General features: G+C 69.0%; 20 protein-coding genes and 1 riboswitch. Of the genes, 11 read left to right on the top strand and 9 right to left on the bottom strand.

All coding sequences use genetic code 11. The annotated features are described in order from the left end of the window. Nucleotides 1–99 precede the first annotated feature (99 nt). Both ileS and MSZK_RS26155 read left to right on the top strand, forming a co-directional pair. The gene (gene ileS / locus MSZK_RS26150) at nucleotides 100–3,216 is read left to right on the top strand and encodes an isoleucine--tRNA ligase (RefSeq protein ID WP_099251440.1); all 3,117 of its coding nucleotides are present in this window, start codon (nucleotides 100–102) and stop codon (nucleotides 3,214–3,216) included. A 53-nt stretch (nucleotides 3,217–3,269) separates the two neighbouring features. Further along, complete coding sequence (locus MSZK_RS26155) at nucleotides 3,270–4,622, top strand: DNA polymerase IV (protein ID WP_233211523.1); 1,353 nt, start codon at nucleotides 3,270–3,272, stop codon at nucleotides 4,620–4,622. Here the strand turns inward: MSZK_RS26155 and MSZK_RS26160 are convergent. After that, entirely contained in the window at nucleotides 4,587–5,504 is a 918-nt protein-coding gene (locus tag MSZK_RS26160) for an asparaginase (RefSeq protein WP_099251441.1), read from the bottom strand. The two genes, MSZK_RS26155 and MSZK_RS26160, sit on opposite strands and share 36 nt — an antisense overlap. Between MSZK_RS26160 and lspA the strand changes: the two genes are divergently transcribed. Genes lspA through rarD form a run of 3 tightly spaced genes read left to right on the top strand, consistent with a single transcriptional unit; the run spans nucleotide 5,503 to nucleotide 7,924 of the window. Beyond that, nucleotides 5,503–6,099 carry a signal peptidase II gene (gene lspA / locus MSZK_RS26165; RefSeq protein ID WP_233211517.1) on the top strand — a complete coding sequence of 199 codons (597 nt, stop codon included), beginning with the start codon at nucleotides 5,503–5,505 and terminating at the stop codon, nucleotides 6,097–6,099. The genes MSZK_RS26160 and lspA overlap by 2 nt on opposite strands. Then, complete coding sequence (locus tag MSZK_RS26170; protein WP_099251443.1) at nucleotides 6,099–7,025, top strand: RluA family pseudouridine synthase; 927 nt, start codon at nucleotides 6,099–6,101, stop codon at nucleotides 7,023–7,025. Before lspA ends, MSZK_RS26170 begins: the two co-directional genes overlap by 1 nt. Then, nucleotides 7,019–7,924, top strand: coding sequence for an EamA family transporter RarD (rarD, locus tag MSZK_RS26175; RefSeq protein WP_371411392.1), 906 nt, complete (start codon nucleotides 7,019–7,021; stop codon nucleotides 7,922–7,924). The genes MSZK_RS26170 and rarD overlap by 7 nt, the downstream gene beginning before the upstream one ends. Here rarD and MSZK_RS26180 read toward each other — a convergent pair. Then, nucleotides 7,900–8,934: a polysaccharide pyruvyl transferase family protein gene (locus MSZK_RS26180; RefSeq protein WP_099251445.1), complete on the bottom strand. Its 1,035-nt coding sequence runs from the start codon at nucleotides 8,932–8,934 to the stop codon at nucleotides 7,900–7,902. The genes rarD and MSZK_RS26180 overlap by 25 nt on opposite strands. A 24-nt stretch (nucleotides 8,935–8,958) precedes the next feature. Here MSZK_RS26180 and MSZK_RS26185 point away from each other — a divergent pair, with 24 nt between their 5' ends. Together MSZK_RS26185 and MSZK_RS26190 are read left to right on the top strand one after the other, a co-directional pair. Next, nucleotides 8,959–10,194 carry a hypothetical protein gene (locus MSZK_RS26185; protein ID WP_099251446.1) on the top strand — a complete coding sequence of 412 codons (1,236 nt, stop codon included), beginning with the start codon at nucleotides 8,959–8,961 and terminating at the stop codon, nucleotides 10,192–10,194. A 27-nt stretch (nucleotides 10,195–10,221) separates the two neighbouring features. After that, entirely contained in the window at nucleotides 10,222–10,821 is a 600-nt protein-coding gene (locus tag MSZK_RS26190) for a hypothetical protein (RefSeq protein WP_099251447.1), read from the top strand. Here the strand turns inward: MSZK_RS26190 and MSZK_RS26195 are convergent. Next, nucleotides 10,818–11,159 (bottom strand): DUF202 domain-containing protein, encoded by a 342-nt coding sequence (locus tag MSZK_RS26195; protein ID WP_099251448.1) that lies wholly within the window; start codon nucleotides 11,157–11,159, stop codon nucleotides 10,818–10,820. The genes MSZK_RS26190 and MSZK_RS26195 overlap by 4 nt on opposite strands. Before the next feature lie 4 nt (nucleotides 11,160–11,163). Then, nucleotides 11,164–11,526: a YidH family protein gene (locus tag MSZK_RS26200; protein WP_233211518.1), complete on the bottom strand. Its 363-nt coding sequence runs from the start codon at nucleotides 11,524–11,526 to the stop codon at nucleotides 11,164–11,166. A gap of 118 nt (nucleotides 11,527–11,644) precedes the next feature. Between MSZK_RS26200 and dnaE the strand changes: the two genes are divergently transcribed. Further along, entirely contained in the window at nucleotides 11,645–15,202 is a 3,558-nt protein-coding gene (gene dnaE, locus MSZK_RS26205; protein ID WP_099251450.1) for a DNA polymerase III subunit alpha, read from the top strand. On the opposite strand, the gene MSZK_RS26210 is transcribed toward dnaE, so the two are convergent. After that, nucleotides 15,191–15,625 (bottom strand): PPOX class F420-dependent oxidoreductase, encoded by a 435-nt coding sequence (locus tag MSZK_RS26210; RefSeq protein WP_099251451.1) that lies wholly within the window; start codon nucleotides 15,623–15,625, stop codon nucleotides 15,191–15,193. The two genes, dnaE and MSZK_RS26210, sit on opposite strands and share 12 nt — an antisense overlap. Nucleotides 15,626–15,682: 57 nt before the next feature. On the opposite strand from MSZK_RS26210, the gene MSZK_RS26215 reads away from it, so the two are divergent. Then, nucleotides 15,683–16,072 (top strand): MerR family transcriptional regulator, encoded by a 390-nt coding sequence (locus tag MSZK_RS26215; RefSeq protein WP_099251452.1) that lies wholly within the window; start codon nucleotides 15,683–15,685, stop codon nucleotides 16,070–16,072. Here MSZK_RS26215 and MSZK_RS26220 read toward each other — a convergent pair. Continuing rightward, nucleotides 16,069–17,343, bottom strand: a complete 1,275-nt coding sequence (locus tag MSZK_RS26220; protein WP_371411393.1) for an MFS transporter — start codon at nucleotides 17,341–17,343, stop codon at nucleotides 16,069–16,071. The two genes, MSZK_RS26215 and MSZK_RS26220, sit on opposite strands and share 4 nt — an antisense overlap. Nucleotides 17,344–17,397: 54 nt before the next feature. Here MSZK_RS26220 and MSZK_RS26225 point away from each other — a divergent pair, with 54 nt between their 5' ends. Next, entirely contained in the window at nucleotides 17,398–17,808 is a 411-nt protein-coding gene (locus MSZK_RS26225) for an SRPBCC family protein (protein ID WP_099251513.1), read from the top strand. On the opposite strand, the gene MSZK_RS26230 is transcribed toward MSZK_RS26225, so the two are convergent. The 3 genes from MSZK_RS26230 to MSZK_RS26240 form a co-directional block, all read right to left on the bottom strand. Next, nucleotides 17,805–17,993: a hypothetical protein gene (locus MSZK_RS26230; RefSeq protein WP_099251453.1), complete on the bottom strand. Its 189-nt coding sequence runs from the start codon at nucleotides 17,991–17,993 to the stop codon at nucleotides 17,805–17,807. The two genes, MSZK_RS26225 and MSZK_RS26230, sit on opposite strands and share 4 nt — an antisense overlap. 41 nt (nucleotides 17,994–18,034) lie before the next feature. Then, on the bottom strand, nucleotides 18,035–19,591 hold the full coding sequence (locus tag MSZK_RS26235) for an MFS transporter (protein ID WP_099251454.1): 1,557 nt from the start codon (nucleotides 19,589–19,591) through the stop codon (nucleotides 18,035–18,037). 68 nt (nucleotides 19,592–19,659) lie between these two features. Next, nucleotides 19,660–20,250, bottom strand: coding sequence for a TetR/AcrR family transcriptional regulator (locus MSZK_RS26240; RefSeq protein WP_099251455.1), 591 nt, complete (start codon nucleotides 20,248–20,250; stop codon nucleotides 19,660–19,662). A 6-nt stretch (nucleotides 20,251–20,256) separates the two neighbouring features. After that, nucleotides 20,257–20,402, top strand: a riboswitch (cobalamin riboswitch). A 40-nt stretch (nucleotides 20,403–20,442) separates the two neighbouring features. Between MSZK_RS26240 and MSZK_RS26245 the strand changes: the two genes are divergently transcribed. Then, entirely contained in the window at nucleotides 20,443–21,120 is a 678-nt protein-coding gene (locus tag MSZK_RS26245; protein ID WP_099251456.1) for an energy-coupling factor ABC transporter permease, read from the top strand. Nucleotides 21,121–21,131 lie beyond the last annotated feature (11 nt).

Below are 21,131 nucleotides of genomic sequence, written 5' to 3' on the forward strand. Positions count from 1 at the left end.
ACGCAGCTGTGCGTAAGCGGGGTGGTACCGCGGCGCTCGCGCACCTGCGCGTCGTCGTCCCCGTGCCTGACGATCCGGCACAGGAGACGAGCGCACATCGTGACCGAGAACGGCTACCCGAAGGTCGGCGGTTCGCCGCATTTCCCGACCCTCGAACGCGAGGTCCTGGACTACTGGGCCGCCGATGACACCTTCCGCGCCAGCATCGCCAACCGCGACGACGCGCAGGAGTACGTCTTCTACGACGGCCCGCCGTTCGCCAACGGCCTGCCGCACTACGGCCACCTGCTGACCGGCTACGTCAAGGACATCGTGCCGCGCTACCGCACGATGCGCGGCTACAAGGTGGACCGCCGCTTCGGCTGGGACACCCACGGGCTGCCCGCCGAGCTCGAGGTGCAGCGTCAGCTCGGCATCACCGACAAGGCCCAGATCGAGGAGATGGGTATCGAGAAGTTCAACGATGCCTGCCGCGCCTCGGTGCTCAAGTACACCGCCGAGTGGCGCGACTACGTCACCCGCCAGGCGCGCTGGGTGGACTTCGACAACGACTACAAGACGCTGGACCTGTCGTTCATGGAGTCGGTGATCTGGGCGTTCAAGCAGCTCTGGGACAAGGGCCTGGCGTATGAGGGCGTTCGGGTGCTGCCGTACTGCTGGAACGACGAGACCCCGTTGTCCAGTCACGAACTGCGGATGGACGACGACGTCTACCAGAGCCGCCAGGACCCGGCGATCACCGTGGGCTTCCAGGTGACCGCACCGGGCAACGACCTTGATGGCGCCTACCTGCTGATCTGGACCACCACCCCGTGGACGCTGCCGTCCAACCAGGCGGTCGCGGTCAACCCCGATGTCACGTATGTCGTTGTGCGCGTGGAGGACCGGCGCCTGGTGCTGGCCCAGCCCCGGCTGGCCGCCTATGCCAGGGAGCTGGGCGAGCGGCCCGAGGTGCTGGCCACTGTCACCGGCGAGCAGCTGCTCGGGCTGCGCTACCTGCCGCCGTTCCCGTACTTCGCCGACGCCGCGCACTCCTTCCAGGTGCTACGCGGTGACTTCGTCACCACCGAGGACGGCACCGGGATCGTGCACATGGCCCCGGCGTACGGCGAGGACGACAAGGCCACCACCGACACCGTCGGCATCGTGCCGGTCACCCCGGTGGACTCCAAGGGCCGGTTCGACGTGACGGTCCCGGACTACCAGGGCCAGCACGTGTTCGATGCCAACCCGCAGATCATCCGCGACCTCAAGAACGGCACCGGGTCGGCCGCGGCCAACGCCCCGGTGCTGATCCGGCACGAGACCTACGAGCACTCCTATCCGCACTGCTGGCGCTGCCGCAACCCGCTGATCTACCGGGCGGTGTCGTCGTGGTTCGTCAAGGTGACCGAGTTCCGGGACCGGATGGTCGAACTCAACCAGCAGATCACGTGGTATCCCGAACACGTCAAGGACGGCCAGTTCGGCAAGTGGCTCTCCGGTGCGCGGGACTGGTCGATCTCGCGAAACCGCTACTGGGGCACCCCGATTCCCGTGTGGGTCTCCGACGATCCGGCGTATCCGCGGATCGACGTCTACGGCAGCCTCGACGAGCTGGAACGCGATTTCGGCGTGCGCCCTGACAACCTGCACCGGCCGTATATCGATGAGCTGACCCGGCCCAATCCCGATGACCCGAGCGGCAACTCGACGATGCGCCGCATCGAGGACGTTTTCGACGTGTGGTTCGACTCCGGGTCGATGCCGTACGCCCAGGTGCATTACCCGTTCGAGAATCAGGACTGGTTCCAGACCCACTTCCCCGGCGACTTCATCGTCGAATACATCGGACAAACCCGCGGCTGGTTCTACACGCTGCACGTCCTGGCGACCGCGCTGTTCGATCGCCCGGCGTTCAAAACCTGTGTCTCGCATGGAATCGTGCTCGGCAACGACGGTGCGAAGATGAGCAAGTCGCTGCGCAACTACCCCGACGTCAACGAGGTGTTCGACCGCGACGGCTCCGACGCCATGCGGTGGTTCCTGATGGCCTCGCCGATCCTGCGCGGCGGCAACCTGGTGGTCACCGAACAGGGCATCCGCGAAGGAGTGCGCCAGGTACTGCTGCCGCTGTGGAACGCCTACAGCTTCCTGGCGCTGTACGCCCCGAAAGTCGGGACCTGGCGCACGGATTCGCCGCATGTGCTGGACCGCTACATCCTGGCCAAGCTCGCCGAGTTGCGCGACGGGCTGACCGCGGCCATGGACGTGTGCGACATCTCCGGTGCCTGCGAGCAGCTACGCCAGTTCACCGAGGCGTTGACGAACTGGTATGTGCGCCGGTCCCGTTCGCGGTTCTGGGAGGAGAACGCCGACGCCATCGACACGCTGCACACGGTGCTCGAGGTGACCACCCGGCTGGCCGCCCCGCTGCTGCCGATGGCCACCGAGGTGATCTGGCGTGGGCTGACCGGTGAGCGCTCGGTGCACCTGACCGACTGGCCGCAGCCGGGGGTCGTCCCGGCCGATCCCGCCTTGGTGGCAGCGATGGACCAGGTGCGGGATGTGTGCTCGACGGGTTCCTCGCTGCGCAAGGCCAACAAGCTGCGGGTGCGGCTGCCGCTGCTGAAACTCACTGTTGCGGTGGACAATCCGTCGGCGCTGGCGCCGTTCACGGATCTGATCGCCGACGAACTGAACGTCAAGTCCGTGGAGCTGACCGACGATATCGCCGCCTACGGCCGCTTCGAGCTGACGGTCAACGCCCGCGCCGCAGGCCCGCGGCTGGGCAAGGCCGTGCAGGAGGCCATCAAGGTGGTCAAGGCGGGACAGGGCGTGCTCAACAGCGACGGCACCCTGACCGCCGGTGACGTGGTGCTGACCAGCGAGGAGTACAGCTCGCGGCTGGTCGCCGCCGACCCGGAGTGGACAGCCGCGCTGCCCGAAGGGGCCGGCCTGGTGGTGCTCGACGGCACCGTCACCCCGGAGTTGGAGGCCGAGGGCTGGGCCAAGGATCGCATCCGCGAGCTGCAGGACCTGCGCAAGTCGACCGGCCTGGAGGTCAGCGACCGCATCCGCGTGGTGATGTCGGTGCCCGCCGCCCACGCCGACTGGGCTCGCACGCACAGCGACCTGATCGCCGGCGAGATCCTGGCCACCAGCTTCGAGTTCGGTGAGCCGGTCGACGGCACCGAGATCGGCGACGGCGTGCGGGTGGCGATCGCCAAGGCTTGACCCGGTCGGGCAATACGATCGAGCGCGTGGAGCGTTGGGTCCTGCATTTCGACATGGATGCGTTCTTCGCGTCCGTCGAGCAGCTGACCCGCCCGACGCTGCGCGGCCGTCCGGTCCTGGTCGGCGGTCTCGGCGGCCGCGGCGTGGTGGCCGGCGCCAGCTACGAGGCGCGGGTGTTCGGCGCCCGCTCGGCGATGCCGATGCATCAGGCCCGCCGCATGGTCGGCGCCGGGGCGGTGGTGCTGCCGCCGCGCGGGGTGGTCTACGGCATGGCCAGCCGCCGCGTGCTGGACACCGTGCGCACCATGGTGCCGGTGCTCGAACAGCTGTCGTTCGACGAGGCCTTCGGCGAGCCGGCCGAACTGGTCGGGGCCGGCGCCGAGGAGGTCGAGGCGTTCGCGGTGCGGCTGCGCCTGCGGGTCAAGCAGGAGACCGGTCTGGTGGCCTCGGTCGGCGCAGGCTCGGGCAAGCAGATCGCCAAGATCGCCTCGGAATTGGCCAAACCCGACGGCTTGCGGGTGATCCGCCGCGACGAGGAACGCCCACTGCTGGACGGCCTTCCGGTGCGCCGGCTGTGGGGGATCGGACCGGTGGCCGAGGACAAGCTACACCGGCTCGGCATCGAGACCATCGGGCAGCTGGCCGCGCTCTCGGACGCCGAGGCGGCCAGCATCCTGGGCGCCACCGTGGGCCCCGCCCTGCACCGGCTGGCCCGCGGTATCGACGACCGCCCGGTGGCCGAACGCGCGGAGGCCAAGCAGATCAGCGCCGAGTCGACGTTCCCCGCCGATCTCACCACGATCGAGGCGCTACGCGACGCCATCGGTCCGATCGCCGAGCACGCCCACCGCAGGCTGGAACGCGACGGCCGCGGCGCCCGCACGGTCACCGTCAAACTCAAGAAATCCGACATGACCACCCTGACCCGCTCGGCGACGCTGCCGTACGCCACCGGCAACGTCGGCACGCTGACCGCCACCGCGCACCGGCTGCTGCTCGATCCCCGCGAAGTCGGGCCGATTCGCCTTCTCGGCGTTGGCTTTTCGGGCCTGTCCGATGTCCGCCAGGAGTCGCTGTTCCCCGATCTGGACCAACTCGGCCCCGAGGCCGACACGGTGGACACCCACCTGCCGGTGCCCGAACCCGCGCACGACGCCGGCGGGTGGCGCATCGGCGACGACGTCCGCCACCCCGCCCTCGGCCACGGCTGGGTGCAGGGCGCCGGCCACGGGGTGGTCAGTGTGCGGTTCGAGACCCGCGGCAGCGGCCCCGGGGTGATGCGCACCTTGTCCGCCGACGACCCCGAGCTGGTCCGCGCGAACCCGGTGGACAGCCTGGACTGGCCGGACTACGTCGAGAATCTGGCCCGCTCAGCCCCAGCGGGCGATGACGTCGGCCACGGGTAACCGCAGGCTCAGCGCCGCCATCAACAGCACCCGGGCCTGACTGCTGCGCAGCTGCGGCACCAGCACCGCCCCCGCGCCGACCAGGTCGTGGCCCGGCCCGTACAGCGCGGCGGTGCGTCCCCACGGCACCCGGGTGGTCACCGCGACGGCCACCCCGCGAGCCGACGCCCGCCGCACCGCCTCGACCACCGGGGCGCCGGCATTGCCCGCTCCCGCCGCCTCGACGACCAGCCCGGCCGCCCCGGCGTCGACGAGGGCGTCGATCGCGGTCCCGTCCGCGCCGGGGTAGGCCGCCACGATGTCCACCCTGGGGGTCTGCGTGGCCGCGCCCAGGTACGCCCGCGGCTTGTCCCCGGTCAGGCTGACCACGCCGTCCTCGACGCGGCCCACCGGCGGGGGCCCGCCGAACAGGTCGGCCTCGCCCACCTTGGTCGTGCCCAGCGGCGCCCGCACCCACCCGGCGAAACAGATCAGCACGCCGAGGTCCCGGGCGAGCGGGCCGGCCGCCACCGCCAGCGCGTCGCGCAGATTGCCCGGCCCGTCGGCGTCCGGCGCGTCGGCCGGGCGTGCCGCCCCGGTCACCACCACCGGTGCCGTCCCGCCGTAGGTGAGTTCCAGCCAGAGCGCGGTCTCTTCCAGCGTGTCGGTGCCGTGGGTGACCACGACGCCGTCGGCCGCCAGGGCGGCGTCGGTGACCGCGGCGCCGATGCGCAGCCATTCGGCCGGGGTGAGCTGGGAACTGTCCAGGGTGAACAGGTCGATGACCCGCACGTCGAGCCCGGCGGCCAGTTCGGCGCCGCCGTGCACGGGCCGCAGCACACCCTCGCTGTCGGCGCTGGTAGAGATCGTCCCGCCGGTGGTGACGACGGCAAGTCGAGGCATGCCCAAGAGACTAGGGAATGATGGGGGGGTGACCGACGAAACCAGGCCCACAACCGAGTCGCCGCGGCGGCTGCGGCTGTTGTTGTCGGTGGCGGGCGTGGTGCTGGCCCTCGACGTGATCACCAAAGTGCTCGCGGTGCGGTGGCTGACGCCCGGGCAACCGGTGTCGATCATCGGCGACACGGTCACCTGGACGCTGGTCCGCAACTCCGGCGCCGCGTTCTCGATGGCCACCGGCTACACCTGGGTGCTGACGCTGGTCGCGACCGGCGTGGTGGTGGGCATCATCTGGATGGGCCGGCGGCTGGTGTCGCCGTGGTGGGCGCTGGGCCTGGGGATGATCCTCGGCGGCGCGCTGGGCAACCTGGTCGACCGGTTCTTCCGCTCACCCGGCCCGCTGCGCGGGCACGTCGTCGACTTCCTGTCCATCGGCTGGTGGCCGGTGTTCAACGTGGCCGACCCGGCGGTCGTCGGCGGCGCCATCCTGCTGGTCGGCCTGTCGCTGTTCGGCTACGACTTCGACAGCACGGGCCGGCGGACCGGTGCGAAAGCCGACCAGCCGGACACGACCGACGACAGGGCCGAGACGGCCTGATGGCGGAGCGGTCGATGCCGGTACCCGAGGGGTTGGCCGGTATGCGTGTCGACGCGGGTCTGGCGCGGCTGCTGGGCTTGTCGCGCACCGCGGCGGCCGCGATCGCCGAGGACGGCGGCGTCGAACTCGACGGTGCCCCGGCCGGCAAGTCCGATCGGCTGGAAGCCGGCGCCTGGCTGCATGTGCGCATCCCCGAAGAGGCGCCGCCGCCGGAGAACACGCCCGTCGAGATCGAGGGCATGACGATCCTGTACTCCGATGCCGACATCGTCGCGATCGACAAACCGCCGGGGGTGGCCGCGCACGCGACGGTCGGCTGGCACGGGCCGACCGTGCTGGGCGGGCTGGCCGCGGCGGGTTTCCGGATCAGCACCTCCGGCATCCACGAACGCCAGGGCATCGTGCACCGTCTCGATGTCGGCACCTCTGGTGTCATGGTGGTCGCGCTGTCCGAGCGGGCCTACACCCTGCTCAAAAGGGCGTTCAAGCAGCGCACCGTCGACAAGCGCTATCACGCTGTGGTGCAAGGCCATCCGGATCCGTCCAGCGGCACGATCGACGCACCGATCGGCCGCCACCGCGGTCACGACTGGAAATTCGCCGTCACCGAGACCGGACGGCACAGCATCACCCACTACGACACCCTGGAGATGTTCAGGGCGGCAAGCCTTCTCGACATCCATCTGGAGACGGGCCGGACCCATCAGATCCGGGTGCACTTCGCCGCGCTGCACCATCCGTGTGCGGGGGATCTGACCTATGGTGCGGATCCGGTGCTGGCCAAACGGCTCGGGCTGCAGCGACAGTGGTTGCACGCCCGGTCGCTGTCCTTCGCGCACCCTGCCGACGGTAGGCACTTCGAGGTCACCGCGCCGTACCCGGCTGACCTGCAGCACGCCCTGGACGTGCTGCGCACCGAATCGTGACGGACGCCAAACCCGTCACCAAGAACGGCGGCCTGCTCTACGGCATCGGCGCCTACGGATCCTGGGGCTTGTTCCCGGCGTTCTTCCCGTTGCTGAAACCCGCCGGCGCGCTGGAGGTGCTGGCTCACCGCATCGTCTGGACACTGGTCCTGATGGCCGGGGTGGTGGTGGCCATGCGCAAGCTGCCGGAGCTGCGCGCGATCACCGGGCGCACCTGGTTGCTGCTGGTCTGCGCGTCGGCGTTGGTCTCGGGCAACTGGGTCATCTACGTCTACGCCGTGAACAACGGTCACGTGGTCGACGCCGCGCTGGGCTACTTCATCAATCCCTTGGTCAGCGTGCTACTCGGGGTGCTGATCTTCTCCGAGCGGCTCAACCGGGCTCAGCTGGTGGCGCTGCTGATCGCGCTGGCGGCGGTGGTGTTGCTGGGCATCGAGGTCGGCGGCCCACCGTTCATCGCGCTGGGGCTGGCCTTCACCTTCGGCCTCTACGGCGCGGTCAAGAAGGTGGTGCCCACCGATCCGCGGCTCAGCGTCGGCCTGGAGGCGGCGATCGCGGCGCCGTTCGCGATCGTGTACATCGTGGTGCTGCAACTGTCCGGGCATGGCCAGTTCACCACCAACGGGGTGGGCCACATCGTGTTGATGGTGCTGTCCGGCCCGATCACCGCGATCCCGCTGCTGCTGTTCGCCGCGGCCGCCCAGCGGCTGCCGTTGGTGACCCTCGGACTGCTGATGTATCTGACCCCGGCCATGCAGATGACCTGGGGCGTGGTGGTGGCCCACGAGCCGATGCCGCCGGCCCGCTGGGTCGGTTTCGAGCTGATCTGGCTGGCCCTGTTGGTGTTCAGCGGCGACGCGCTGCGGCGGGCACGTCAGCCTGCGCCCACCCCGAGCTGACGGCGCAGCGCCGCGTACTCGGAGTCCAGCTGGCTGCGCAGCCGGTCGACGGCGGCGCGCTTGGAGGCCCGGATCGCGGCGGCATCGGCGAGCAGCTCCAGCACCCGGTCGACGACCTTGGTTCCGGTGACCGCATCGGTGCGGATCAGCGATCGCTCGTCGTCGATGGACAGCGCGAAATCGCGGCACTTCGGTTGGTACTCCAGCGACACCACCGGGGTGTCGGACAGGGCCGCCAGGATCCCGGCATGCAGGCGGCAGACGATGGCCGCCGAACACTGCGCGAACTCCCGTGCGGCCGCTGCGGCGTCGGCGGGCAGCAGGATGTCGGCGGGCACGTCGCGCAACGCCACCTCCACCCATTTTCGGTCGCCGGGGTTCATCAGGATGCCGACGAACCGGTGACCCCGGCCCGCCAGTTCCCGCACCGCGCCGGCGACCTGCTCGGCGACCCCGGCCGGGTCGTGCCCCCACAGATCGTCGCCGTAACCGAGGTTCACCCCGATCAGGCCGTCGGAGACCGGCACCTCGGGGCGAGGCAGGATCAGCGCCGGATCGCCGGTGACCTGGGCGGTCAACCCGATGTCGGCGAGCAGTTCGACGCTGCGGGGCCCGCGCACCGACACCGAGTCGAAGTCGGCCAGGATCGGCGCCCATTTGGACAGCTCTCCGCGCTGCGACCCGCTGCCGCGGCCGGTGTAGCCGGGATCCTGGACCCCGACGCCGATCGCGTATTTGCCGTTGTTCTTGGTGACCGCCAGGCCGATCCTGGCCAGCAGCCGGAAGTACCGCACCCCGACCAGTGTTCCGCCGCCCATCACCAGGGTGCTGGGCCGGCGGGCCCGTTCGATCGCGGCGGCGGGCGGGAAGACGAACTCGTGCGGCAGGCGGGGGATGTCGTGGAAGACCACACCGGGCAGCTGTGAGCGGACCGCGTCGTAGATCGCGTCGTCGCCGAGATTGTCCTTCTCGTGGAAGCCCAAGTAGGCGACCGTCGCGTCTTGGCTCACGTGAACCGACCCTATACTCATCCGATGCCGAGCACCGCGGTCGACACCGGGAGCAGGCGCGGCTTCTTCGTCACGTTCACGGTGCTGCTGGCGGTGTGGGCGGCGGTGCTGCTGACGATCGCGGTGACCGTGGTCCCGGACGGGTACTGGTATTCCTATTTCGCCATCGACTACTCGGTGGGCTTCATCCGGCGCGGCCTGGCCGGCGAGATCCTGGGATTGTTCGGGCCGCAGCACTACTTCGGCGGGCTGGCCGTGCTGCGCTGGATCCCGACGGGCCTGTTCGTCCTCGGCCTGGCCGCGGTGGCCTGGTCGGTGGCGGTCCGGACGGGTCGCTCGCAGCGCAGGCTGCTGCTGGCGATGCTGATTCCGGTGCTGCCGTTCGGATTCGCGTTCGGCCTGTTCTCCGCCCGCACCGACCTGCTGGGCGGCGCTGCGCTGGCCGCCTTCGCGGTGGTGCTGACCAGGGTCACCACCACCCGCGCGATCCTGACTGCCAGTGCCGTCTACGGTTCGGTGCTGGCCGTGCTGACCCTGATCCACGAAGCCACCCCGTTCCTGTTCGGCCTCGGTGTGCTGGCAGCGCTCACCGTGCTGGCGGACGGGCTGTGCGACAGAGGGTTTCGGGCCGGCGTCGTGCTCGCGCTGGGCCCCGCCCTCGGCGTTGCCGTGGCGCTGGCGCTGTTCGGCAGGCAGAAGGTGTCGCCGCAACTGTGCCAGCTGGTGCAGCACGGGCCGATGAACCATCCGCTGGCCGGCAAACCCACCCTCGGCCAGCTGCTGCGCGGCTTCCACTATTACGTGGACTATCACGACTGGTTCTGCCGGGCGTTCCTGCCGTTGTTCGACATGAGTTTCGCCGAGGGGTTGCGCTTCGTCGGCAGCATCGGGGTGGTGGCGCTGGCCGGGTCGACCGTCTACGGCGTGGTGACGCTGGTGGTCAGCATGCTGGCGATCGGGCACGTTTCGGGGGTGCCGGTCCGGCGGTTCGGGGCGATCCTGCGCGGGCGGCCGTGGGCGGTGGCGATCGGGCTGGTGCTGATCCTGCCGGTGTTCGCCACCGGGGTGGACTGGGTTCGGTGGTGGGTCGTCATCGCCTTCGACCTCGGCATCGTGTTCCTGCTGTACACCGGGCGCCAGCCCGAGGTCGACCAGCCGCCGACCCGGCGCACGCTGGTGGTCTTCGCGGTCGGGGCGATCCTGTTGGCGGTGATCCCGATCGGCATCATCCCCGGCTTCGGCGCGCCGGTCCCGATGTGAGGCAACGAGAAACAGATCGAGGAGCACATGCCCGACTACTCCCCACGTAACCGTAAGGTCCTGATCGCCATCGTGGCGGCACTGGCCGCGGCGGCGATCGTGGTGCCGGTTCTCGGAGTGATGCTCTCGCCGCTGTTCAACCAGCACAAGCAAGAGCAATTCGACAACGCACTCACCACGACCACCACGACGCCGCCGCCGCTGACCATCAAGCCGCTGGCGTTGCGTTCGGTCAACGGGGCCTACGTGGTGCGGCCAGGGGATTGCGACCCGCCGCCGCCGACCCCGCCGGAGGCGCCGCTGCGGATCTGCGACATTCTCAAATCCGCGGTGTTCGACCTGGGGCCGGAGGTGCTGACCCTGCAGTTGGTCGACGTCGACTCGTTCCTGAACCCGTTGACCGGCAAGCAGACCGTGCAGGTCACGATGACCCCGGAATCGGCGCGCGCGTTCGCCGACTACACCGCCTCCCACATCGACCAGCAGGTCGCGTTCGTGCGGGCCGGTGTCGTGGTGTGGGCGCCGAAGATCACCGAGAAGATCGACGGCGAGGTGCTTCAGCTCTCCGGCGAGGTCACGGCCGAGCAGGCCGGCGAGATCGCCCGGATGCTCAAGGACGAAGCCTAGAGCCGGCTGTACTCGAGCAGCATCCCTGCGCCGATTCCGACCACGACCACGACCATGAACAGCGTGGCGCCCGGGACGAGGTAGCGCGACAGCGGGGTCTGTCCGGCGCCGACGGTGTCGCGCACCCGCTGATACCGCTGCCGGACCAGGACGAGCGCGGCCAGCGCGGCCACCGCGGTCAGCGCGACGCCCGGCCACGGCGGGAACCGCTCGGTGATGCTCCACCGGACCACCAGTGCGCCGACGGCGAGCACCCCGATGACGGTGCGCTGCCAGGCCAGCGCGGTGCGCTCGGCGACGCCCTGGGCGTCCAGGAGTCCGGAATCGGGATCGTCCATCGGCTCAGAACTCGGCCAGGTACACCAGCACGGCGGCGGCGACGACGATGATCGCGACGCCCGACACGATGATCCGGGGCAGCGGGTCCTGGGGCAGCGGACGCTGTTCGCGCAGCGCGCGCTCGGTGCGATCCCAGCGCACATAGGCACCGAGGGTGACGGTCAGCGACAACGCCAGCAGCATCGCGGTGATCACGATCCGGAACGGTCGGGGCCCGAAGTCGTGGACCAGGCTGGCCAGCGCGACCGCCCCGGCCAGCAGCGCCAGCCCGGTGCGCAACCAGGCCAGAAAGGTCCGCTCGTTGGCCAGGGTGAACCGATAGTCGGGGTCGGTGCCCACACTGCGCAGCGGGGGCTTGCGGGCCATCATGGATCCTGCCTATCAGCCGAGCCGGCGGGTTCGACAAAGAATCTCGCAGTGCCCTCCAGACACGTTCGACCGACACGCCGAAGGTGTCGGTCGGCGGCCCTAGACTGACGGGCCTATGGGTACTGGAACTTCTGCCGGCTCTTTTGTGCATCTGCACAACCACACCGAGTACTCGATGCTCGACGGCGCCGCGAAGATCACGCCCATGCTCGCCGAGGCGCAGCGCCTCGAGATGCCCGCGATCGGCATGACCGACCACGGAAACATGTTCGGGGCCAGCGAGTTCTACAACGCGGCCACCAAGGTCGGCATCAAGCCGATCATCGGGGTGGAGGCGTACATCGCGCCCGGTTCTCGTTTTGACACCCGCCGCATCCTGTGGGGTGATCCGGGCCAGAAGAGCGACGATGTCTCCGGTAGCGGCTCCTACACGCACATGACGATGGTCGCCGAGAACGCCACCGGACTGCGCAACCTGTTCAAGCTGTCCACGCTCGCCTCGTTCGAGGGTCAGCTCGGCAAGTGGTCGCGGATGGATGCCGAGATCATCGCCGAGCACGCCGCCGGCATCATCGCCACCACCGGCTGCCCGTCCGGTGAGGTGCAGACCCGGCTGCGGCTGGGTCATGAGAAGGAAGCGCTGGAGGCCGCCGCCAAGTGGCGAGAGATCTTCGGCCCGGACAACTACTTCCTGGAGTTGATGGACCACGGGCTCTCGATCGAGCGCCGGGTCCGCGAGGGGCTGCTGGAGGTCGGCCGCAAGCTGGGCATCCCGGCCCTGGCGACCAACGACTGCCACTACGTGACCCGCGACGCCTCGCACAACCACGAGGCGCTGCTGTGCATCCAGACCGGCAAGACGCTGTCGGACCCGAATCGGTTCAAGTTCGACGGTGACGGCTACTTCCTGAAGTCGGCGGCCGAGATGCGCGCGCTGTGGGACGCGGAAGTTCCCGAGGCCTGCGACTCGACGTTGCTGATCGCCGAGCGGGTGCAGTCCTACGCCGACGTGTGGACGCCGACCGACCGGATGCCGATCTTCCCGGTGCCGGACGGCTACGACCAGGGCAGTTGGCTGCGACATGAGGTGGAAGCCGGTCTGCGGCGGCGGTTTCCGGACGGCGTGCCGCCGGAGTACACCGAGCGTGCCGGCTACGAGATCGACGTCATCTGCGGCAAGGGTTTCCCGTCGTACTTCCTGATCGTCGCCGACCTGATCAACTACGCGCGCTCCATCGACATCCGGGTCGGGCCCGGCCGCGGCTCGGCGGCCGGCTCGCTGGTGGCCTACGCGCTGGGCATCACCAACATCGACCCGATCCCGCACGGCCTGCTGTTCGAACGCTTCCTCAACCCCGAGCGGCCGTCGGCACCCGATATCGACATCGACTTCGACGACCGTCGCCGCGGTGAGATGGTGCGCTACGCGGCCGAGAAGTGGGGAAGCGATCGGGTCGCCCAGGTCATCACCTTTGGCACCATCAAGACCAAAGCGGCACTGAAGGATTCGGCTCGCGTCCACTACGGCCAGCCGGGTTTCGCGATCGCCGACCGGATCACCAAGGCGCTGCCGCCGCCGATCATGGCCAAGGACATCCCGCTCTCGGGCATCACCGACCCGAACCACGAGCGGTACAAGGAGGCCGCCGAGGTGCGCGGCCTGATCGACACCGATCCCGACGTGCGCACCATCTACGAGACCGCTCGCGGCCTGGAGGGTCTGGTCCGCAACGCCGGGGTACACGCGTGCGCGGTGATCATGAGCTCGCAGCCGCTCATCGAGGCCATCCCGCTGTGGAAGCGGCCGCAGGACGGCGCGATCATCACCGGATGGGATTACCCGTCGTGTGAGGCCATCGGCCTGCTGAAGATGGACTTCCTCGGGCTGCGGAACCTGACGATCATCGGCGACTGCATCGAGAACATCAAGGCCAACCGGGGTATCGACCTGGACCTGGACACGCTGCCGTTCGACGACCCCAAGGCCTACGAGCTGCTGGGCCGCGGGGACACCTTGGGCGTGTTCCAGCTCGACGGCGGCCCGATGCGTGACCTGCTGCGGCGCATGCAGCCCACCGAGTTCAACGACATCGTCGCCGTGCTGGCGCTGTACCGGCCGGGCCCGATGGGCATGAACGCGCACAACGACTACGCCGATCGCAAGAACAACCGGCAGGCGATCAAGCCGATCCACCCGGAGCTGGAGGAGCCGCTCAAGGAGATCTTGTCCGAGACCTATGGCCTGATCGTCTACCAAGAGCAGATCATGTTCATCGCGCAGAAGGTGGCCTCCTACTCGATGGGTAAGGCCGATGCGCTGCGAAAAGCCATGGGCAAGAAGAAGCTCGAGGTCCTCGAAGCCGAATACCAGGGCTTCAAGGAGGGCATGACCGCCAACGGTTTCTCCGAGAAGGCGGTCAAGGCGCTGTGGGATACGATCCTGCCGTTCGCCGGTTACGCGTTCAACAAATCGCACGCCGCGGGCTACGGGCTGGTGTCCTACTGGACCGCCTACCTCAAGGCCAACTACCCGGCCGAATACATGGCCGGGCTGCTTACCTCGGTCGGTGACGACAAGGACAAGGCCGCCGTCTATTTGGCGGACTGCCGCCGGCTGGGCATCACGGTGCTGCCGCCCGACGTCAACGAGTCGGTGCAGAACTTCGCCTCGGTGGGCGACGACATCCGGTTCGGCCTGGGCGCCATCCGCAATGTCGGCGCCAATGTGGTGAGCTCGCTGGTGACCACCCGCGCCGAGAAGGGGAAGTTCACCGACTTCTCCGACTACCTCAACAAGATCGACATCGCGGCGTGCAACAAGAAGGTCACCGAATCCCTGATCAAGGCAGGGGCTTTCGACTCGCTCAAGCATCCCCGCAAGGGCCTGTTCCTGATTCACACCGACGCCGTCGACTCGGTGCTCGGCACGAAGAAGGCCGAGGCGATCGGTCAGTTCGACCTGTTCGGTGGCGGCGATGGGGGTGAGGCTGACGGCGCTGACTCGGCGTTCACCATCCGGGTGCCCGACGAGGAGTGGGATGACAAGCACAAGCTCGCCCTCGAGCGGGAGATGCTGGGACTCTACGTTTCCGGGCACCCGCTCAACGGTGTGGCGCACCTGCTGAACGCCCAGGTCGACACCCAGATCCCGGCCATCCTCGGCGGCGATGTCGCCAACGACACCCAGGTGCGGGTCGGCGGGATCCTGGCCGGGGTCAACCGGCGGGTCAACAAGAACGGGATGCCCTGGGCCTCAGCGCAGTTGGAGGATCTCACCGGCGGTATCGAGGTGATGTTCTTCCCGCAGACCTACTCGCTGTTCGGTGCCGAGATCGCCGACGACGCGGTGGTGCTGGTCGGCGGCAAGGTCCGCATCCAGGACGACCGGATTTCGCTGATCGCCAACGAGCTTGTGGTGCCGGACTTTTCGAACGCCCAGGTGGACCGGCCGGTGGCGGTGAGCCTGCCCACCCGGCAGTGCACCATCGACAAGGTCACCGCGCTCAAGCAGGTGCTGGCCCGCCATCCGGGCACGTCGCAGGTGCACCTGCGGTTGATCAGCGGCGATCGGATCACCACCCTCGAGCTCGATCAGTCGCTGCGGGTGACGCCGTCCTCGGCGCTGATGGGGGACCTGAAGGCGCTGCTGGGTCCGGGCTGCCTAGGGGGTTAGCTCCACCCGCACGATCGCGCTGCCCGGCCAGAGGTTCGGGTTGCGCATCCGGTGCCACTTCTCCCGCCACGGCAGTGCGGCGTCGACGTTGGTGATCCCGGGCAGCGGCAGCAGGGGGACCAGGTTGTACTGCCAGCCGTACCTGGCGTGCAGCTGCCGGTTGGCCTGCTCGGCCTCGGGCCCCGAGATCAGCGCGGCTGCGCCGGTGAGCACCGGCGCGGAGTCCGGCACCCGGCCGCGGTGGTCGCAGGCCCGCAGCTGCACTCTCGGGTCGCGGCCGATGCGGGTGGTCTTGGGTCCGAGTTTGGTGCGGAACACCAGTGTGCTGCCGTCCAGGTGGAACCAGATCGGGGTGTCGACACCGGTGCCGTCGCGGCGGTAGGTGCGCAGCAGGGCGTATCGGCTGGCGGTCAGGGGGTTCATGGGGACAGTCAAGAACTTAGAGTTGACTCCAAGTCAAGTCGAGCACGAAAGGCCACCATGACCCTGACCATCGGCGAGGTGGCGCGCCGTGCCGACATCGCCGCCACCACGCTGCGGTACTACGAGAGGATCGGGCTCCTGTCGGCGCCGTTGCGCACCGGCGGACAGCGCCGCTACGACGACGCCGTGCTGACCCGTATCGAGGTGATCGGCTTGTGCAAGTCCGCCGGGTTCACGCTCGACGAGATCTCGGTGCTGCTGCACGACGACGCGCCGGGTCGGCCGGCCAGCCGAGCTCTGGCCGAGGCCAAACTGGCCGACATCGACCGCCAGATCGCGACGCTGGCGCGGGCCCGCGGCATCATCGAGTGGGCGATGGCGTGCACCTGTCCCTCGATCGACGCCTGTACGTGCGGGATTCACTGTCCCATCGGGGCTGCCGACTAACGAAGTGCGGCAGTCTCTTTCAACATCCGGACACTGATCAGGCTGACCAGGGTCAGGCCCGCGAGCAGCGCCGCGATCGACCAGCTGCCATAACGGTCGAGCAGGTACTCGGAGATGACCGGGGGGATGCCGCCGCCGAGGATCCCGCCGATGTTGTGTGCCAATCCGGCTCCGGTGTAGCGGTACGCGAGCGCGAAGGTCTCCGGGACGAACGACGCCAGCGGTCCCATCACGATGCCGATGATCGCGTAGGTGACGATGATGGCCACCGCGAACAGGATGTGGTTGCGGGTTTCGATCAGCGGGAAGACGATCAGCGACCACGGCACGGCCAGCAGATAGCCGACCGTCAGCGGCAGCCGTCTGCCGTGAGTGTCGCTGAGGATGGCCGATGCGATGACGAACGCCACCGTGCACAGCCCGCCGAGTACGCCGACGAGCAGCACGAAGTCCGTGGAGTACGACAGGTGTTCGGTGGCGTAGTGGGTGAAGAAGGTGCCGGTCTCGTACACCAGCGCAAGCACCCCGATCACCGCCCCCGCGGCGAGCAGCAGCTGGCGGCCCTGATCGCGGACGAGCGCGGCCAGCGGAACCTCGCTGTGGGCGGTAGCGCCGGCGAATGCCGGAGTTTCGTCGACGCTCATCCGCACCGCGAGTGCCGTGACGATCAGGACCACGCTGAGCAGGAACGGAATTCGCCACGCCCACTCGACGAACGCCGCGCTGGTCGGCCCGCAGGTGAGGTAGACGATCAGGAACACCAAGTTCGCCAGGACCAGCGCTGTGCCGTAGCCCATCTGGGTGAACATCCCATAGCGGCCCCGCTGGTTCGGGGGAGCATGCTCGGCGCTGAGTAGTGCCGAACCCGCCCACTCGCCACCGACGGCGAAGCCCTGCAGAATCCGCAGCCCGGTCAGCAGCAGCGGTGCGGCGACCCCGATCGTCGCGGCGCTCGGCAGGAGCCCCACGCCCACGGTGGCGACGCCCATCAGCAGCAGCGTGACGACCAGGGTTCGTTGGCGGCCGATCCGGTCACCGAAATGCCCGAACACCACCGCCCCGATCGGGCGAGAGACGAACGCCGCCGCAAACGTCCCCAACGAGGCGACGGTCGCCATGACGTGGCCCAGGTGTGGGAAGAAGACGGTGGGAAACACCAGTGCCGCGGCGGTGCCGTAGATGAAGAAGTCGTAGAACTCGATGGCCGAGCCGACGTAGCTCGCGAGCGCGACCTGGCGCAGCGCGCGTGGCTCCCCAGTGTTCACCGGCAGATTCTCGTGACGCAGATGGGTATTTGTCCACCACGACCGGAGGATGATGAAGCCATGACAGACACTTCGAACGAGTCGCGGCACATCAGTGCGTGGATCAACCGCTCGGCGGTCGATGTGTATCGCTATGCCGCTGATCCGGCGCATCTGCCGCAGTGGGCGGCCGGCCTGGCGCGCGGTGAGCTGACCCGGGTCGGTGACACCTGGGTGGCACAGTCGCCGATGGGGGAGATCACCATCGAGTTCACCCCCGCCAACGACCTCGGCGTGCTCGACCACGTCGTCACGATGCCGTCCGGTGAGCCGGTGTTCAATCCGCTGCGGGTGGTCCCGGCCGGCGAGCAGTGGTGTGAGGTGGTGTTCACGTTGCGACGGCGGGCCTGGATGTCCGATGAGGACTATGCCGCCGACGGGGCGGCGGTGGCGGCCGATCTGGCCAGCCTCAAACGCATTCTGGAGCGTTAGCGGCGGCGCAGGCCGAACGCCAGCCACACCACGGTGGCGGTAGCGGCGCCGAGCAAGACGGCCGGCGCGGGGTCGAAGGTGACAACGCCGACCACGGCGAACACGAGCAGCCCCAGGGCCAGCGCGACCAGCTTGTACCGGGGCCACGGCACCCCCGCGATCGGGATCAGATCCATGCTGGTCATGGTCTGACTATACCGTGGTTTCGGCTGCCCGAAACCCTGGATCAGGCTATCCGTGTAGCGGGGTGTGCGGGCAGCACCGCCAGCACGAACAGTGCACCGGCCAGGCAGACCGCGGCCGCGGTCAGACATCCGGCCTGCAGGCCGGCCAGGAACGCGGTGTCGACGGCGTTGCGCACCGCCCCTGCGACCGGCGGGGGCGCCTGGGCCGACACCGCCAGGCCCTGGGCCAGGCCCTCACCGGCGAGGGTTTGCGCGGAGGACGGCAGGGCGGCCAGCACCGGGCTGTCGGCGAGGTGGCGGATGTAAAGGGTGGAGAAGATGCTGCCGATGACCGCGACGCCGAGGGTCCCGCCGACCTGCCGGGTGGCGTCGTTGACGGCGGAGCCGGCGCCGGCCTGTTCGGGGCGCACCACGCCCATGATCGAGTCGGTCGCCGGTGCCGTGGTGAGCCCCAGCCCGCCGCCCAGCAGCACCATCTGCGCGGCCATCGTCGGGTAGGCGATGTCCAGGTCGCTGGCCGCGATCCACCCGAACGATGTGGTCAACAGCAGAAGGCCCACGAAGACAACGACTTTGGTGCCGATCCTGGTCACCGCCAAGCGGGTCCCGACGATCGAGCCGACGGCGATGGACAGCGCCACCGGCAGGATGCGCACCCCGGTTTCCAGCGCGCTGTTGCCCTGCACCAGCTGCATGAACTGGGTGATCAGAAAGATGAAGCCGAACAGGGCGAAGAAAGCGACGGTCACCGCGCCGCTGGCGGCGCTGAATCGCAGGTTGGCGAACAGGCTGACGTCGATGAGGGGATCGCTGCGGCGGCGTTCCCACCAGGCGAAGCCCACCGCGGCCAGCAACGCGGCGGCGAACCCGGCCAGCGTCGGCGGGCTCGCCCACCCGCGCTCGGGCGCTTCGATGATCGTGTACACCAGTGCCCCCAGCATGGCCACCGACAGCACGATGCCGCCGCCGTCGAGGCGGCTGTGCGGGGCCCGTGTGGTGGCCGGAATGACGATCGGGGCGGCCAGCGCCGCGGCCAGCGCGATGGGCGCCAGCGCGAGAAACAGGCTGCCCCACCAGAACACCTCCAGCAGTGCGCCGCCCAGGATGGGGCCGATGGCCACTCCCAGCCCGGTGACCGCACCCCACGCCCCGATCGCCGCAGCCCGCCGGCGGGGGTCGCGGAAGGTGTCGGTGATGATCGCCAGCGTGGTGGGGAAGATCAGCGCCGAGGCGACACCCATCACCAGGCGCATGCCGATCAGCGGTCCGGTGGAGGTGCACAGGGCGGCTCCGATGCTGCCGAGCGCGAACAGGGTCAGGCCGGCGATCAGGGTGCCCCGCCGGCCGAACCGGTCGCCGACGGTGCCGCCGGCCAAGACCAGTGCGGCGAAGGCCAGGTTGTAGGCGTCGACGATCCACTGCAAGGCCCGGGTGGAGGCGCCCAGCGACGAATTCAGCGTGGGCAGAGCCACATTGACGATCGTCGTCTCGACGTTGATGGCCAGCGCCGCCACCAGGACGACGACGAGGATGGCGACGGGCCTGCCGCGGCGGGAGCCCTGCGGTGGCGCGGTGAGCGGTTGCGCGGCGACGGGCATCGGGGCACCTCCATGTTGACAGCGTTAACATCCGCGAGCATGCCAATGGAAGTTAACGCTGTCAACATCTAGCGCAGGCCCGCTCCGATGGCGTCGAGCAGGCGATCGGTGATCAACTGCCGGCGAGCGGTGCCCGCCATCCCCAGCGGACCGTCCAGGAACAGCGTCGCCGCGCCGTGCACCGCCGCCCAGGCTGCCTCGTCGAAGCCATCCCTGCGGTCGGCGGACAGCAACCCGGCGGCGACCAGCCCGTCGACGCACCCGCGCAGGATCTGGAACGGATGGCGGTCGGCGGGCACCGCGGCCTCGTCCGGCTGACCGTCCGGGGCGAACGCGGTGCGGAACAGGCCCGGCTCGGCCACGGCGAAGTCGATGTAGGCCTGACCGGTGGCCCGGAACCGGTCCAGCGCCTGGTCCGGTGCCTCCTCGACGGCAGCCAGCATCGCCGCACCGAGCTGTCCCATCACGTCGGCTTTCACCGCGGCCAGCAGCGCATGGCGATCGGCGTAATGGCGGTAGGCGGCCGAATTGCTCACCCCGGCCAGCCGCTGGACATCGCGTAACACCACGGCGTCGGGGCCGCCGATGCGGGCCAACCCCACTGCGTGCTCGAGCAGAGCCTGCCGCAGATTGCCGTGGTGGTAGGACGCGGTCGCCATGTTGACAAGTGTTACATCACCGGCGGCCCGCACCCGGGTAATGTCCACCCCGCAGTCGACAGGGGAATCCGGTGCGAATCCGGAACTGTCCCGCAACGGTGTGCAGGGCCCTCCTGCCAGTCCGAGTACCTGCCGACTGTGCCGGGTGCGCCGCGCCCGGCGGTTGCTCACCTCGTGGATTGGGGAATTGCCATGCACATCGAACCCGGGATCGTCGAAGGTCCCAAGATCATCTTGAGTTACGTCACCGCGGGTGGGGCTGGCCTCTACGGCCTGCACACGGCGTGGCAGGCGGTCAAGGATCGCGGCATCGCCGCCCTCCTGTTACGCAGCGTCGCAACGATCGCGCTGGTGTTCGTGTTCTTCCAGGTGTTCCCGCACTACCCGGTCGGCATCTCCGAGGTGCACCTGATCCTCGGGTCCACCCTGTTCCTGCTCTTCGGCGCGGCGCCGGCCGCGATCGGTCTGGCCGGCGGCCTGCTGCTCCAGGGGCTGTTCTTCGCCCCGTTCGACCTGCCGCAGTACGGCATGAACGTCACCACGCTGTTGGTGCCGTTGTTCGCACTGCAATTCGTCGCGCATCGGGTGATCGCCCCGCAGACGCCCTACGTGCAGCTCAAATACCGTCAGGCGCTTGCGCTTTCGACGACCTACCAGGCCGGCATCGTGTCCTGGGTGGCGTTCTGGGCGCTCTACGGTGAGGGTTTCGCCGGCCAGACGGTCGCCGACATCGCGACCTTCGGCGCCGCGTATCTGACGGTGATCATCGTCGAGCCGCTGGCCGACCTCGGGGTGCTGGCCGCCGCGAAGGCTCTGCACCGGGCCAAGGACTCGCTGCTGCTGGAACGCCGGCTGTTCAATCCCGCCTGACGGCGGCGTCC

The sequence above is a fragment of the Mycobacterium sp. shizuoka-1 genome, from assembly GCF_002723835.1.
Taxonomy (GTDB): Bacteria; Actinomycetota; Actinomycetes; order Mycobacteriales; family Mycobacteriaceae; genus Mycobacterium.